Source organism: Streptomyces sp. CG4, assembly GCF_041080655.1.
In the GTDB taxonomy this organism is placed as follows: domain Bacteria; phylum Actinomycetota; class Actinomycetes; order Streptomycetales; family Streptomycetaceae; genus Streptomyces.
In genome coordinates this window covers 9,135,930-9,149,424 of the sequence record NZ_CP163525.1, presented here as the reverse complement: position 1 = coordinate 9,149,424, position 13,495 = coordinate 9,135,930, and the positions used below count along the sequence as shown (strand labels likewise).

At 70.3% G+C, this 13,495-nt stretch carries 15 protein-coding genes; 5 read left to right on the top strand and 10 right to left on the bottom strand.

Annotated features, from left to right (window positions below; genetic code table 11):
* Positions 1-203 precede the first annotated feature (203 nt).
* A complete protein-coding gene (locus AB5L52_RS42180; protein WP_369369062.1) occupies positions 204-1,385 on the top strand; it encodes a hypothetical protein in 1,182 nt (393 codons plus the stop codon).
* A gap of 154 nt (positions 1,386-1,539) precedes the next feature.
* On the opposite strand, the gene AB5L52_RS42175 is transcribed toward AB5L52_RS42180, so the two are convergent.
* A complete protein-coding gene (locus tag AB5L52_RS42175; protein WP_369368398.1) occupies positions 1,540-2,403 on the bottom strand; it encodes an NmrA family NAD(P)-binding protein in 864 nt (287 codons plus the stop codon).
* 146 nt (positions 2,404-2,549) lie between these two features.
* Between AB5L52_RS42175 and AB5L52_RS42170 the strand changes: the two genes are divergently transcribed.
* Positions 2,550-3,296: a TetR/AcrR family transcriptional regulator gene (locus AB5L52_RS42170; RefSeq protein ID WP_369368397.1), complete on the top strand. Its 747-nt coding sequence runs from the start codon at positions 2,550-2,552 to the stop codon at positions 3,294-3,296.
* 49 nt (positions 3,297-3,345) lie between these two features.
* Here AB5L52_RS42170 and AB5L52_RS42165 read toward each other — a convergent pair whose 3' ends face one another.
* Together AB5L52_RS42165 and AB5L52_RS42160 are read right to left on the bottom strand one after the other, a co-directional pair.
* Positions 3,346-4,410: a hypothetical protein gene (locus tag AB5L52_RS42165; RefSeq protein ID WP_369368396.1), complete on the bottom strand. Its 1,065-nt coding sequence runs from the start codon at positions 4,408-4,410 to the stop codon at positions 3,346-3,348.
* A gap of 50 nt (positions 4,411-4,460) precedes the next feature.
* Positions 4,461-4,610, bottom strand: a complete 150-nt coding sequence (locus tag AB5L52_RS42160; RefSeq protein ID WP_369368395.1) for a hypothetical protein — start codon at positions 4,608-4,610, stop codon at positions 4,461-4,463.
* A 125-nt stretch (positions 4,611-4,735) separates the two neighbouring features.
* Between AB5L52_RS42160 and AB5L52_RS42155 the strand changes: the two genes are divergently transcribed.
* Positions 4,736-5,293, top strand: coding sequence for a GNAT family N-acetyltransferase (locus tag AB5L52_RS42155; RefSeq protein ID WP_369368394.1), 558 nt, complete (start codon positions 4,736-4,738; stop codon positions 5,291-5,293).
* 202 nt (positions 5,294-5,495) lie between these two features.
* Here the strand turns inward: AB5L52_RS42155 and AB5L52_RS42150 are convergent, their stop codons facing one another.
* The 6 genes from AB5L52_RS42150 to AB5L52_RS42125 form a co-directional block, all read right to left on the bottom strand.
* On the bottom strand, positions 5,496-5,972 hold the full coding sequence (locus tag AB5L52_RS42150) for a PPOX class F420-dependent oxidoreductase (RefSeq protein ID WP_351023546.1): 477 nt from the start codon (positions 5,970-5,972) through the stop codon (positions 5,496-5,498).
* Positions 5,973-5,979: 7 nt separating this feature from the next.
* Entirely contained in the window at positions 5,980-6,348 is a 369-nt protein-coding gene (locus tag AB5L52_RS42145) for a phosphodiester glycosidase family protein (RefSeq protein WP_369368393.1), read from the bottom strand.
* Positions 6,345-7,079, bottom strand: coding sequence for a hypothetical protein (locus AB5L52_RS42140; RefSeq protein WP_369368392.1), 735 nt, complete (start codon positions 7,077-7,079; stop codon positions 6,345-6,347). The genes AB5L52_RS42145 and AB5L52_RS42140 overlap by 4 nt, the downstream gene beginning before the upstream one ends.
* 179 nt (positions 7,080-7,258) lie before the next feature.
* A complete protein-coding gene (locus tag AB5L52_RS42135; RefSeq protein WP_369368391.1) occupies positions 7,259-9,451 on the bottom strand; it encodes an MMPL family transporter in 2,193 nt (730 codons plus the stop codon).
* A gap of 245 nt (positions 9,452-9,696) precedes the next feature.
* A complete protein-coding gene (locus tag AB5L52_RS42130) occupies positions 9,697-10,347 on the bottom strand; it encodes a maleylpyruvate isomerase N-terminal domain-containing protein (protein ID WP_369368390.1) in 651 nt (216 codons plus the stop codon).
* 92 nt (positions 10,348-10,439) lie between these two features.
* Positions 10,440-10,805 (bottom strand): 5-carboxymethyl-2-hydroxymuconate Delta-isomerase, encoded by a 366-nt coding sequence (locus tag AB5L52_RS42125; protein WP_369368389.1) that lies wholly within the window; start codon positions 10,803-10,805, stop codon positions 10,440-10,442.
* 280 nt (positions 10,806-11,085) lie between these two features.
* Here AB5L52_RS42125 and AB5L52_RS42120 point away from each other — a divergent pair, with 280 nt between their 5' ends.
* Positions 11,086-11,508 carry a septal ring lytic transglycosylase RlpA family protein gene (locus tag AB5L52_RS42120; protein WP_351023531.1) on the top strand — a complete coding sequence of 141 codons (423 nt, stop codon included), beginning with the start codon at positions 11,086-11,088 and terminating at the stop codon, positions 11,506-11,508.
* Positions 11,509-11,667: 159 nt separating this feature from the next.
* Positions 11,668-12,774, top strand: a complete 1,107-nt coding sequence (locus tag AB5L52_RS42115; protein ID WP_369368388.1) for a glycoside hydrolase family 19 protein — start codon at positions 11,668-11,670, stop codon at positions 12,772-12,774.
* A gap of 51 nt (positions 12,775-12,825) precedes the next feature.
* Here AB5L52_RS42115 and AB5L52_RS42110 read toward each other — a convergent pair whose 3' ends face one another.
* Entirely contained in the window at positions 12,826-13,476 is a 651-nt protein-coding gene (locus tag AB5L52_RS42110; protein ID WP_351578661.1) for a DUF6518 family protein, read from the bottom strand.
* Positions 13,477-13,495: the final 19 nt, after the last annotated feature.

Here is a 13,495-nt window from a genome sequence, read left to right as displayed (position 1 = left end):
GACCGGCCGGATCCCGGAGGGCTTGTCCGTGGGCGGATGACGGTCGCCGACGCTCAGTAAGACAGGACTGCTTCCGTGCCAGGGGTAGCGCGAACGGGTGACTCCGCCGGATCGGCGACACATCACGCTGCCGGGGTCGCTCCCCTCCGGGGGTGTTCCGGATTGCGCTCGTGTTCTTCGCCGCTCATGGTCGGAGAGTGAGCATGTCCTCCGCGCTGCGGCGGTCCGACGACCCTCGTGAGACCGGCCGCGGCCGGCTGGCGGGTCCTCCCGGCGTTCTCCGGGCGCTCGCCGTCTTCGCGGCGGTCCGTCTTGCCGGGGTGGTTGTCCTGGTGTTGGTCGACGCAGTCGCCGGCCGCCCGTTCGGGATGAGCCTCGCCCACCGGTGGGACTCGGTCTGGTACCTGCACATCGCCGAGCACGGCTACGGCACCCGGCTGCGCATCACCGCCTCGGGCGCGGTCCAGACCGACTGGGCGTTCTTTCCGCTGTATCCGGGGCTCATCCGGGCCCTGCGCGGCTTACTGCCCGTGACCGCGGGGCGGGCCGGGCTGCTGATCGCCTGGGGTTCCGCGGCGCTCGCCGCGTGGGGCATCTACGCGATCGGCCATCACCTCTACGGCCGGCGGGTCGCCACCGCTCTCGTCGCCCTGTGGGCCGTACTGCCGCAATCGGTCGTCCTCGGCCTGGCCTACACCGAGCCGCTGTTCACGGCGTGTGCCGCCTGGTCCCTGTACGCCGTGCTGCGCCGCCGCTGGCCGGCCGCGGGCTCGCTGGCGCTGCTGGCCGGCCTCGCACGGCCGAACGGCATCGCGGCCGCCGTGGCCGTCGCCGTCACGGCCGTGCACGAGGTCGTACGGCAGCGGGGACGCGCCTCCCCGGGCCTCCTGGCCGGCGCGGTCCTCGGTCCGCTGGGCTGGGCCGGCTATGTGCTGTGGGTGGGCGGGCGGACCGGCGATCTTGTTCACGGCTATCTGCAGGTGCAGAGTGCCTGGAACTCACACCTGGATCTCTCGGCCGGGCCCCTGCGGTTTCTGGAGTCGATGCCGTTGCGGGGCAGTTGGGTGACCTATCCGGTGGCCGTGTTCGTCGTCGTGGCGGGCATCGTGTCGTTCTGCCGGCTGTATCTGGACCGCGCCCCGCTGCCGCTGCTCGTCTTCGCGGGCGTGCTGCTGTTGCTCGTGGTCGCGGTGTCCGGCCCCTTCTCGTGCAAGCCGCGCTTCCTCCTGCCGGCGTTCCCTCTGCTCATCCCCCCGGCCCGCGCCCTCGCCCGGGCGTGGCCCTCGGTCCCCTCTCCTCGCGCCCGACTGCTGTGCGGCGGCCTCACGGCCGTGTCCCTGGTGTACGGCGCCTACCTGGCGAGCCTCGCCGGCCAGCCCCTGTGAGGACGCCTCAGCCGAGCGGCGTCGCACCGGCGCCGAGACGGTCACGGCCGTATCGCCACCGGCACCTACCAGAACCGGCCTGGTGCCGGACCCCGCGTGCGCCGGGCGTGCGGGCGGCCGCCTCGTCACCGGTGCCCTCGACGGCCTGCCGGCCTCAGTTGCCGGACAGCCGCTCCCGCAGCACCGCCTGCAGGGTGAAGGGTGCGCGGCCGATGAGGGTGGACAGGGTCGGATCGACTGCCGTGAATTCGCCGGCGCGGGCGGCGGTGAAGATGCCCAGCAACTGGTCGGCCCTCTCGGCGGGTACGCCTCGGCCGACCATCTGCTCCCGGAACTGGTCGTCGGGCACGGTGGTCCTCTTGATGACGCGGCCCGTGAGTGCACCGGCGAGGGCGGCCATGTCATCGAAGGTGAGCGCCTCGGCGGCGGTGAGGGGCGGGGTGGGGCCGTCGAACCGGCCCTCGTCGGCCAGGATGGCGGCCGCCGCGTCGGCGAGGTCGGCGTGCGCGGTCCAGCAGACCGGTCCGTCGGCGGGGAGTGCGACCTCGCCGGTCTCCAGGCCGGGACCGAGGAACTGCAGCGCGCTGGCGGCGTGGAAGCCGTTGCGCAGCGAGGTGAACGGCACACCGCAGACGCGCAGCGCCTCTTCCGTGGCGGCGTGGTCGCGGCAGGCCTGGAAGTGTGAGGTGGCTCCGGCGCCCATGTGGCTGGTGTAGAGGATGCGGCGAGCACCCGCCACGACGGCCGCGTCGACGGCGGTCCGGTGCTCCCGCACGGCCTCTTCGCCGAGCTTGTCGACCGAGACGACGAGCACCTGTGTGGCGCCCTCGAAGGCGTGGGCGAGGCTCGTGGGATCGCTGAAACTGCCCTGCCGTACGCGCACCCCTCGATCAGCCAGGGACTGCGCCTTGCGCGGGTCGCGGACGCTCACGCCGATCTGCTGCGCGGGCACACGCGCGAGCAGCCCGTCGACGATATGGCGCCCGAGCTGTCCGGTGCCTCCGGTCACGATGATCACGATGACCTCCTGATCAGGATGTTCTCCAGGAATCCGAGCCGGATCCGAGCCGGATCCGAACCCGGTCCGAGCAGAATACCGTTGATAACAAGTGTACGATATCAGCGATATTAACGGGGGAATCAATGATCCGGTAGCATCGATACATGCCAGTGCGTTCACAAGGTCGCGGCAGCGGCCCCGCCGCCGACTCCGACACCGCTCCCCCGGTCCGCGAGCAGACCCGGCAGCGAGTCATCGAGGCCGCCGTCGACCTGCTGGAGCGCGAGGGCCGGGACGCGGTCACGACACGCGGGGTCGCCGACGCGGCAGGGGTGCAGCCGCCGGCCATCTACCGGCTGTTCGGCGACAAGGACGGGCTGCTGGAAGCCGTGGCCGAGCACGGTTTCGCCACGTTTCTCGCGAGCAAGCGCGTCGACCGCGAGCCGCAGGACCTCGTGGAGGATCTGCGGGCGGGCTGGGACCTGGCGGTCGAGTTCGGCCTGGCCCATCCCGCGCTCTACACGCTGATGTACAGCGAGCCGACCAGGGCCGCGTCGCCCGCTTTCCAGGCCGGCATGAAGATCCTGAGGGGCCGGGTCCGGCGCCTGGCCGCCGGTGGCTGGCTGCGCGTGGACGAGGAACTCGCGACCGCGATCATCCATGCCACGGCACGCGGAGCGGTGCTCACCTGGCTGTCCCTGCCCGAGGACGGCCGCCCTGCGGCCCTGCTGACCGCGCTCCGGGAATCCATGGTCTCCGCCGTCACCCGCCAGGAGCCCGCCGTACAAGACACCGGCCCGGCCGGCGCCGCCCGGGCCCTGCGCGCCACGCTGCCCGAGCAGACGGCTCTCAGCGCCGCTGAGCGGCATCTGCTCCGCGAGTGGCTCGACCGTCTCGCCACCGACGGCTGAAGAACGGCCGGTTCGGGCGCCGGCCGACGGGGCCCGGCACCGCCGTCTTTCAATTGGCCTGGACAGACCACCGGTTGAGCGTCTCGCCGCCCGCGTCGTAGGTGAGCCAGGTCCCGTCGCCGAGCGGGCGTGCGTAGACGTCGACGGGGCCCTGGGGGTAGGCGACCGGCCCGCGTATCTCCAGGGTGTGGGCGTCGAGGATCCAGTGGCGGGGACGGTTCTCGCCCTCTGCGGAGTCGAGCGTCGAGGCGATGACGGTATCGGCGTCCACGAAGCCGCATGTGTAGTCCCAGTCGAGCGGGCCCTCGTCGTCGCCCGGCTCGGCCGGTCTCTCGGCGAGGACGGTGCCGTCGAGGGCGTGCAGTCGCAGGTCCGCACCATAGTGCTGGACCGTCAGGAAGCCCTCGTGCCCGGCATGGACGTCCATCAGGATGCGGTCCATGCTCGCGTTCAGGTCCCAGTCGGTCAGCTCCTTGCCGTCCCATCGTGCCCAGTGCAGCAGGATGCCGTCCTGGCCCATGCCGATGCACAGGCCCATGTGGATGCCGTCCGGGTGGGAGAGGTGATGCGAGCCTTCGGCGGCGCTGTCCAGCGGCAGCGCGGCCAGCTCGCGTCCGTCGCGGGCGTCCAGGACGACCCAGCGCTCCTCCCAGTCGCCCTCGGCCGGCTCGGCCACGATGTACGCCCACACGAGCCGGCCGTCGTCCGAGACCCGGCAGGATCCATGCTCCAGTCCCCGGCACACCTCCTGCTCGTCCCCCGTGTGCGGGTGACCTATTTCCGGGCCCCAACAGCCGTGCCGGTACTCCCACAGCGTCTCGCCGCCCGAGCCCACGGCCCGCACCGCGCGCTGGCCCGAGAACACCGCGAACGTGCCGTCGGGACTCACCGAGTGGACGCCGCGGTCCCAGCCCGGCCAGGGCAACGGGAACACGGCGCGGGGCACGTGCTCTCCCGCGAATACTGCGCCCAGGTCGTACACCTCCAGCTCATACCCGTTCCGGAGGAGGGCGCGGCATGTGTCCGTCCCGCGGCTCTCCAGGGCGAATCCGTTGGTCAGAGCATCTCCGCCGGGCAGCCGGACCGAGCCGCGCGGGTGTGCAGTGATCGACATGGCTCCGACGGTATCCGTGTCGGACAGGCACCGAAGCGGGCCCGGGCCCGTCAGCCGTCCCCGGACTGTTCGTCCCATGTGGCCGTGCGCTCGTGGGCGACATCGCGCAGGAGGCCGAGGAACACCTCGACCAGCGGGGATCGGGCCGGATTTCGGAGCGGCTGGGCGACGGGATCCGGTACGAGTATCGGCAACCCCAAGGCCGGAGTCTTCAAGAACGGGCCCAAGACCGTGCCTGACGGGTGATCATCTAACGCGCGGAGCGCAGAGTGCTCCCCGTCGGCATGCCGGAAGTCGCAGAAACGCGGCCGTCTATGCTGTTCGGATGTCCGAAAGCGATGCTGTCCTGTCCGGCGAGGTACGCATTCGTCCTCTGGAGGAATCCGATGCCCGGCCCCTCGCTGAGGCATACGTCCTCAACCGTGACTACCTCAGGCCCTGGGAGCCGAACCGGGCCGAGGAGTTCTTCACCACCGAGGGCCAGAAGGCCCGGATTCGCCAGCGGCTGCAGCTTCGGGAGACCGGCCAGGCACTGCCCTGGGTGCTGACCGAGGCTGGGCAGGTCGTCGGGACGGCCACCCTCTCGAACATTTCGATGGGCCCTTTCCGAAGCGCCAACCTCGGCTACTGGATCGACGAGGGGCACATCGGCCGAGGTCTGGCGACCCTGGCCGCCCGGTACGTGTGCCGCTTTGCCGACGAGGAGGTCGGCCTGCACCGGATAGAGGCAGGCACGCTCCTGGACAACGTCGGCTCCCAGCGCGTGCTGGCGAAGGCGGGATTCGAGCAGATCGGTATCGCGCCCAAGTACCTGCAAATCAATGGAGCCTGGCGCGACCACGTGCTCTTCCAGCACATCCTCAACGACCGGCCCGCGGCCTAGCCACATCCGACAATTGATGACGGCCGGTGGACGACCGCCGGCCTGTGATACCAGGCAGTACAAGATCCGCAACGTGATCGAACGCTGCTTCAGCAGCCTGCAGCAGCTCTGAGCCGTGACCACCCGCTACGACAAGCCGGCCGTCCGCCACCTCACCGGCCTCCGCGCAGCCTCACTCACCCCATGGCTCCGCGAACGCTGATCATTGGTCGGACGGGCCCTGGCCGTCGATGTCCAGCACCGTGCCGTACAGCCGTTCCACGCGCAGCCGGATCACGAGCCGGCGCTCGGCGACCTGCTGGGTGAGGAAGGCGTCCGCGTCCTCCGGTCGCGCGGCCGGCGGAATCATGGCGAGCAGTTCTTGCCCGACCGCGTCACCGGGTACCGTCGTGGTCTCGGAGACCTCGGCGGAGCCCTCGGCGACGGCGAACGACCACACGTCACCGCCCTGTACATGCAGCGCCGCCCGCGGATTGCGCCGCAGATGCCGTGCCTTCACGCGGTCGGCGGTCGTGGACAGCCGGACGACGCGGGTCTCGGGGTCCCAGGTGTAGAGCATGGTGGTCAGGTGCGGGTGGCCGCTCTGCTTCACCGTGGCGAGCGTCCCGAACTGCTGCTTGGCGAGCAGGTCCGAGAGGGCTGCGTCGGACAGGGGGCGCGGCGCTGGTCCTTGAGTCATGGGGTGATCAACTCCCGGCAGCGGGACGGTATTCCAGGGGGCGGCGAGGGTCGGGTACGAAGACCAGGGCGTCGCCCACGGCGCGTTCGGTGGGCCCGCTGGGGTGGTTGACCAGTGTGCCCTGGACGGACATCGTGGTCGAGCCGCCGCCGTCCAGGTTGACTGCGTCGGTCAGGCCCAGCGCGTGGGCCACGACCGCCGTGTCGTCCAGCGTGGTGCCGACGCTGGTCGTCATGCGGCCGTCGATGGTCGCGAGCACGACCTTGCCGTCGCGGGTCGTACCGGCGACGGTGCGCGGGTTGCGTGCGAAGAAGCCGCCCGAGCCGGCGGGCACCACGATGCGGCCGTGCGCGGTGAGGCGATAGCGGCCATTCACGCCGAACAGTCCCGGGTGGACGGGCAGTCGGCGGCCCTGCTCGTCGGTGAGCACGGAGTCGGTGCGCAGGCAGCCCCCGGCCGCTCGGTCGGGCCGGCGCAGGCGGGCGGCACGACGGGCGGATGGTTCACGTACTTCAGTGGCAGCGTGGCCCCCGTCCGCCGGTTGTGCAGGCTTCCGGTCCAGCTCACCCTGCCCATCACAACGCGGTTGCCGTGGGTGTCCACGACGAAGTCGGCCTCCGTGTCGTCGCCGGTGGGCTCGCTGAGCAGCCGTCCGTCGTAGAGGCCGAGCCCCACCGGGTCACCGGGGTACTCCGCGCTGGCGGTGTAGGTGAAGAAGGAGGCGTTGACGCCGGCCAGAGCCTGGGCGGAGCGCACCAGTTCGGTCGTCTTCTCCGTGCGGGCCAGGTCGGGGCCGTACGTCGCCCGCAGGTGCCCGTGTGCCCGGTGCGGGTCGATCGTCAGGACGTCGACCTTCCAGGGGCCGTGGGTCGTGGTGTCGATCTGGCCGGGCGGGGCGGGCTCGGTCCCCCGGACGATACGCGTGAGGGTCACGCCGTCGGCCAGTGTCCGCGTCGTACGGGTCTCGGCGAGGCCGGGATCGCCGAGCGGAAGGGTCGCCGCGGCGGCCGTGGCCCGGCCGGCGGGCGGAGCGAGGAGGACGAGCAGGGCCGTCAGCGTGACGGCCGCCGCGCGCGTGGGTCCGGGTCTGTACGCGGTCGATGCCATGCACGCGAGCGTGCTCGCCGCGTCGGACGTCCGGCCGTGCGGCGGTTGATGCGAGGGTCCCGATTGGGTTAACTGCCGGTGCCGCGCGCCCAGTTGATGGGGGGAGCGTGGCGCGACGCGTGGGCGGGGAGTCCTGCCGGGCCGTGGTGGCTCGGCAGGACTCCCCCGTCACGCTGCCGCTAGTCGCGGCGTCCCGCGTGATCGTGGGCCATGGAGTCCCGTTCGGTGGCGTAGGCCGAGACAGGTCCGTTCGGTCCGGTGCCCGCCCCGGGCGTCGTCACCTCGCTCCGGTCGCCGTGCCCCGGCCACCAAGCGGCGTGGCCGATGAGTGCGGTGAGGCTCGGGGTGAAGAACATCGCCATGACGAAGGCGGCGACGGCGATGCCGAAGGACACCGCGAATCCCATCTCCGTGAGCAGCGAGTTGCCCGCCAGCATCATCGTGGCGAAGGTCGCCGCCAGGATGAAGCCGGCCGCGGCGACGGTCGGCCCGGCGTGCCGCAGTGCCATGCCGGCCGCCTCGCGCGGCTCGCGGCCCTCGCGGGCCTCCTCACGAAGCCGGGCGATCATGAGGATGTTGTAGTCCGTGCCGATGGCGACCACGAACAGATACATGATCACCGGGAGCATGAACATCAGGCCAGAGTGCCCCTCTCCCTTCTGGAAGATCCACACGGTGGCGCCGAGGGTGGCGCCGAAGCCGAGGCCGACCGAGGCCATCAGGTACAAGGGCGCGACGACGCTGCGCAGCAGCAGGCCCAGGATGACCATGATGAGGACGGCGGCGACCGGGAAGACCGTCTTGTAGTCGTGGTTCACCGCGGTGTTGATGTCCTTGTAGATCGAGGACATGCCACCGACGACGGCCTTGGTGCCGTCAGGCGCGTCGGAGTGGGCGACGTCGCGCACCTTGCCCACGGTGTCGATCGCCTTGTCCGTCGACGCCTCGTACTTGAGCGTGACGGTGAAGTCGGCAGTGGTGCCTTCCTTGTTGAGCTGCGTCACCCGGGCGCTGGCGACCCCGTCCACGGCTCCCAGCTTCTGCGCGTACGTGTCGAAGCCGGCCTTGTCCAGCGGCTTGCCGTCGGCACTGGACAGATAGACGTCGGTGGGTGCCGCGGCGCCCGCCGAGTACGCCTGCTGCATCTGGTCCTGGACGACCATGGACTCCTTGGTCTTCGGCATGGAGCCCGATGCCAGGTCGAACGTGGCGTGGAAGCTGAAGATGCCGAGCGACAGCGCGACCAGGATGAGGCCGGACACCGCGGCGGTAAGCGCCGGGCGGCGCTGCACACCGCGGCCGAACGCGGCGAACCGGGCGTTGTCCGGCTCCTTCTGCCAGGACTTGGACGGCCAGAAGACCTTCGGTCCGATGAGCGAGACCACCGCCGGGATCAGGGTCAGACCCGCGACGAGGGTCGCGCCGACCGCGATGGCGAGCGCCGGGCCCATCTGCTTGAGGAAGCCGAGGGTGGACAGCACCAGCGCGAGGAAGGCGATGATGACGGCGCCGGCCGCCGAGGCGATGGCCTCACCGACCCGCCCGACCGCGTTGACCATGGCTTCCTTGGGTTCGTCACCGGCGCGCAGGCGTTCGCGGTAGCGGAACATCAGGAAGAGGAAGTAGTCCGTACCCACGCCGAAGAGCACGACGATCAGGATCGACGAGATCGAGCTGTTGGCCTGGAGGTCGAACAGCTTGGTGGCGTAGGCGATCAGACCGTTGGCGACGGCCGACACCAGGCCGATCAGCACCAGGGGCAGTACGGCCAGGATCGGTGCCCGGAAGATGATCAGCAGGGTCACCAGGATGATGGCGAAGGTGCCGAAGCCGATCAGGGCCTGACCCCGCTTGGACGAATCCTGCTGGTCGAGGGCCTGGGCGGCGGAGCCGCCGAGCTTGACGTCGAGGTGCGTGCCCTTGGCCAGTTGTTTGACGTCGTCGCGCAACGTCTTGGCCGCGTCCGCCTGTTTGGGCTGACCCGCGTTCTTGCTGTCCATCTGGACCAGGGTCAGGTGGTACCTGCCGTCCTTGGACGGCGGGCCGGGGACGACCTTCTGCACCTGGTCGATGTGCTTGTTGCCCAGTTCGGTGGTGATCCGGGCGATGTCCTGCTTGTCGGCGGCGGTCAACTTCCCGCCGTCGGTGCGTTGGTAGAGCGCGATCGCGGACGGGGTGAAGGCGCTGGGGAACGCCTTCTGCTGCAGATCCGCCGCTTTGATCGACTCGTAACTCTTGGGTAGAAAGCTGCTCTCGTCACTGTTCGAGGGCAGACTCGGCGCGGTGGCGACGATCGCCACCGCGGCGATCAGCCATGCCACTATCGTCCACACAGGATGTCGGACGACGGTACTGCCAATACGTCGGAACATGCGGAAGGTCCTCCTGGACAGGAAGATCACCGCAGCCCGGGGAGCGGTCCCTGGCATCGGCGACCCTGACCGACCCGTGTTCGACGAGCCGGTCGAATGGTTGTCTTGCGGCCATATGGTAGTGACCGGACACGAAGATCATCTCATAAGGTGCTCTCGGTTTGGGCTACTCCCTTACGCTCAGGGGACGTTGGAGCAGGCAGGGGAAACGCGAGCCGCTCGACCGAGGGACGCGGACGGGCCATTCAGCCGAGAACGAACGGGAGTTCGGCGGCGAGATCGCCCAGTACGGCCTTCTCGGCGTCGGTAGGTGTACGGCGCCCGGTGCCGATCAGCAGCGCGTCCGTGTCGGAGAACGCGGCGGGGAACGCCGTACCGGCGATCTTCTCCAGCGACGCGCGGGCCGCCGAGAGGGTCTCGGCGGGCGGCTCGGCGGCCGCCGGCAGATGGGCGAGGTCGAGGTGATGCAGGGTCCACTCGACCACGTACGAGGACAGGTAGTCGCCGACGGTCAAAACCTCGTCGCGGGTGCCGACGCGGGCGGCCGGATCGGCGAGTTCCGCGGCGCGGGCCGCCGCGGAACCGACGTCGTCCAGGTGGAACTTCAGCCACCGTGGCTCACCATAGGCGGCGGCCAGCCGGGGGATCAGCGCATCGAGCGGATCCTCGCCGGTCGGGGGCTCGACCAGCTTCCAGTAGGTGACCGCGTCCACGGTCGGTTCGGTGTCGGCGGGAGTGACCAGGGTGATCAGGACGTCCTGCGCGTCGATGACCAGGTGGCACGCCAAGTCCCGGACCAGCCAGCCGCGACAGCCCGAGGGCTGTGCGAAGTCCGCGTCCGGGAGTTCGGCGACCGCCGTGCGCAGCGCCGTCCAAGAACGTGAGAAAAGTTCCACCGCTGCACGGTAGAGCGGGCGCGACGCGGGGGACAACCGAATTCGGGCGGGCCGGACCGCCGTAGGGCCATGTCCGGATCCGGGTCGGCGGCTCAGCGCGCGGACGGTGAGAGGCGGTAGGAGCCGGCGAGGTCCCGCACCTCGACGGAGATGACCGTCCGCCCCTCCGTACCCTCAACCGCGGGGACATGTCTGGCCAGCAGGGCCAGCACGCTCTCGGACAGCCGTGCCTTCTGCGTCTCGGAGCGGCCGGGCATGAGGCCGACTTCCACGTGGACGAAGGCGGCTTCCCTGCTCGCCGGGTCCCCGACATAGGTCTCCACGGGACGGACCAGCGTCTTGCACACGCCCGACGAACCGGACTCCTCGACCACGAGCGGGTGCAGCTCCTTCACAAGGGCGCATGCATCGAAGGCTCCGGCCAGGTGGGCGGAGTGGTCGATGGTGAGGTGCGGCATGGCGGGCCTTTCACGCGTTCCCTGTGGTTTCTCCAGGCAACGATTTTCCCTCATGCCGCGACCGGATTCCGCCACGCCCCCTCCGGACCGCGTCACCCCCTTGCCGGTCAGTCCCAACCCCCTTACTTCATGGCTTACTTCAGCACTTGACGCAATTGGTCTGGACCTCTAACTTCGCGGTTCGGCCACATCTCGTACGCCGCGTTCACCGTTGACCGCTCGTTCCAGAGGCGAACGCCGCTCGCTGCCCACCCCCTCCCTCCGAAAGGGCCCCGTCTCCATGGCCAGGTCCCTCCCCGCCGCCGTCCCCGCCGCCGTCCTCGCTGCCGCACTGGGTGTCTCCGCCTGCCTGCTCAGCGCCTCCCCCGCCCAGGCGTCGTCCGACCAGTGCTGGGCGACCCACTACGGCCCCCAGCCGCCCGGTGCTCTGACGGCCAGCGGCGAACTCTTCGACAACGACGCCGACACCGCGGCGACATCGCTCAGCCGCCGGCCCCAGCTGCCCTTCGGGACCAGAGTGCAGGTGCTCAACGTCGCCAACGGCGCGTCCCTGGTGGTCCGCATCAACGACCGGGGCACGTTCGCCTCGACTCCGCAGGAGCCCAAGTGCCTGGACCTGACGGACGGCGCCTTCAGCCGGCTCGGCGGGAGCCTCGATCCCGACGCCGGCCACATCGTCGTCACGGAGACGGTCCTCGACTGACCCCCGCGTGATCACTCCGCAAGCGACTCCGCTTGCCCCTTCAGCCGGCCGGCGGCTCGACACACCCGCCGGTGCCGGCCCGGCCCATCCGCTCGACCGGGACAGGAGCACCCTTCGTTGCACCTCCGCCTCGCCGAACTCCCGTACAGACGCCCGCGCTTGAGACGTCTCGGACGCTTCTTGGCCGGCGGTGTCGCCGCCGCCGTCCTCACCGCGCTGTTCACCGTTTCCCCCGCGCAGGCGGCGGACGGCCGGATCACCGGACTGGCCGGCAAGTGCGTCGACGTGGCCGGAGCCAACAGCACCAACGGCACCGCCGTACAGCTTTACGACTGCAATGGAACCAACGCCCAGATCTGGTCGAACCCGGGGGACGGCACCCTGCGGGCGCTCGGCAAGTGCCTGGACGTCGTCGACCGCGGCACCGCCGACGGCGCGGCGGTCCAGCTGTGGGACTGCAGCGGCGGCACCAACCAGCAGTGGGTGGTCACCGCGGCGCACGACATCGTCAACCCGGCCGCGAACAAGTGCCTGGACGTGCGGGACAACAGCAGCGCCAACAGTACGCGGCTGCAGATCTGGACCTGTACGGGTGGCGCGAACCAGAAGTGGAACGCCCCGGACGGCGGCGGTAGCGGCACGCCCTCCGGATTCGTCGTCTCCGAGGGGCAGTTCAATCAGATGTTCCCGCACCGGAACTCCTTCTACACCTACAGCGGTCTCACCGCCGCCCTGAGCGCCTACCCCGGTTTCGCGAACACCGGCAGCGACACGGTCAGGAAACAGGAAGCCGCCGCCTTCCTCGCCAACGTCAGCCACGAGACCGGCGGCCTCGTCTACGTCGTCGAGCAGAACACCGCCAACTACCCCACCTACTGCGACTGGAGCCGGCCCTACGGCTGCCCGGCCGGACAAGCCGCATACTACGGACGCGGCCCCCTCCAGCTGTCCTGGAACTTCAACTACAAAGCCGCCGGCGACGCCCTCGGCATCGACCTCCTCGACAACCCCTGGCAGGTCGAGAACGACCCCGCCATCGCCTGGAAGACCGGCCTCTGGTACTGGAACACCCAGTCCGGACCCGGCACCATGACCCCCCACGACGCCATGGTCGACAGCGCCGGCTTCGGCCAGACCATCCGCTCCATCAACGGCTCCCTCGAATGCGACGGCAAAAACCCGGCACAGGTCCAAAGCCGCGTCGACGCCTACCAGCGCTTCACCCAGATCCTCGGCGTCGCACCGGGCGACAACCTCACCTGCTGATCACATCTCGCCGCCCTGCCGGAACGCGCGGCGGGGCAGCGAACGAGCGGATCAGGCGGAGAGCATCTGGAGGGGCAGCTCGATGACGGCGTAGGCAAGCAGTGCGCAGACCACGGCGGCACCCAGCGTCATGGCCCGTTCTTTGTGAGTGCGGGCCATGAGCAGCGGGAACAGGACGAAGAGCGCCAGGCATGCCCAGGCCTGCGGGGCGTAGTGGAGTGTCCAGGCGTAGGCCAGGCCCTCCATGCCGAAGAGCCCGGCGAAGGCGGCCAGGCCGGTGGCGCGGCGGCGCATGTCCGGACCGCGCCGCCACCAGTGCCCCGCGACACCGAACAGCGGCCCCGCCACGCACGACATGCCCAGCCAGACGAGCGGGAAGAAGAGGCTCCCCGCGCCGTCGCGCCCGAACTCGGCATAGCCGTAGTACCCGACGACCAGACCGGTCTCCGCGCCGAGGCCTCCGATCGCGGCCCTGGACGCGGAGCCTTGGGGGTACAGCAGCGCTCCGGCGGCGAAGGCGACGGCGGACCACACGGCACCGGAGTTGGCGATCTGCTGCCATGCTCCGGGCAGCCACCCCTGGGCCAGGTTGGTCAGTACGCCGAGCAGCAGCCCGGCACCCGACGCCGTCGCCGCGGGGCCGCCCCACGCTCGCAGTCGGTGCCGCACGCCGACGGCCCGGCCGGGAGTTGTCGCCGTCATCGCCGTCCCCACTGTCGCA

Coding starts and splice junctions, on each gene's coding strand:
- AB5L52_RS42165 (WP_369368396.1), bottom strand. CDS start 4,410: ATGTCGATCACTGCACACCCGCGCGGCTCGGTCCGGCTGCCCGGCGGA.
- AB5L52_RS42155 (WP_369368394.1), top strand. CDS start 4,736: ATGTCCGAAAGCGATGCTGTCCTGTCCGGCGAGGTACGCATTCGTCCT.
- AB5L52_RS42125 (WP_369368389.1), bottom strand. CDS start 10,805: ATGCCGCACCTCACCATCGACCACTCCGCCCACCTGGCCGGAGCCTTC.
- AB5L52_RS42150 (WP_351023546.1), bottom strand. CDS start 5,972: ATGACTCAAGGACCAGCGCCGCGCCCCCTGTCCGACGCAGCCCTCTCG.
- AB5L52_RS42120 (WP_351023531.1), top strand. CDS start 11,086: ATGGCCAGGTCCCTCCCCGCCGCCGTCCCCGCCGCCGTCCTCGCTGCC.
- AB5L52_RS42135 (WP_369368391.1), bottom strand. CDS start 9,451: ATGTTCCGACGTATTGGCAGTACCGTCGTCCGACATCCTGTGTGGACG.
- AB5L52_RS42180 (WP_369369062.1), top strand. CDS start 204: ATGTCCTCCGCGCTGCGGCGGTCCGACGACCCTCGTGAGACCGGCCGC.
- AB5L52_RS42140 (WP_369368392.1), bottom strand. CDS start 7,079: ATGGCATCGACCGCGTACAGACCCGGACCCACGCGCGCGGCGGCCGTC.
- AB5L52_RS42170 (WP_369368397.1), top strand. CDS start 2,550: ATGCCAGTGCGTTCACAAGGTCGCGGCAGCGGCCCCGCCGCCGACTCC.
- AB5L52_RS42110 (WP_351578661.1), bottom strand. CDS start 13,476: ATGACGGCGACAACTCCCGGCCGGGCCGTCGGCGTGCGGCACCGACTG.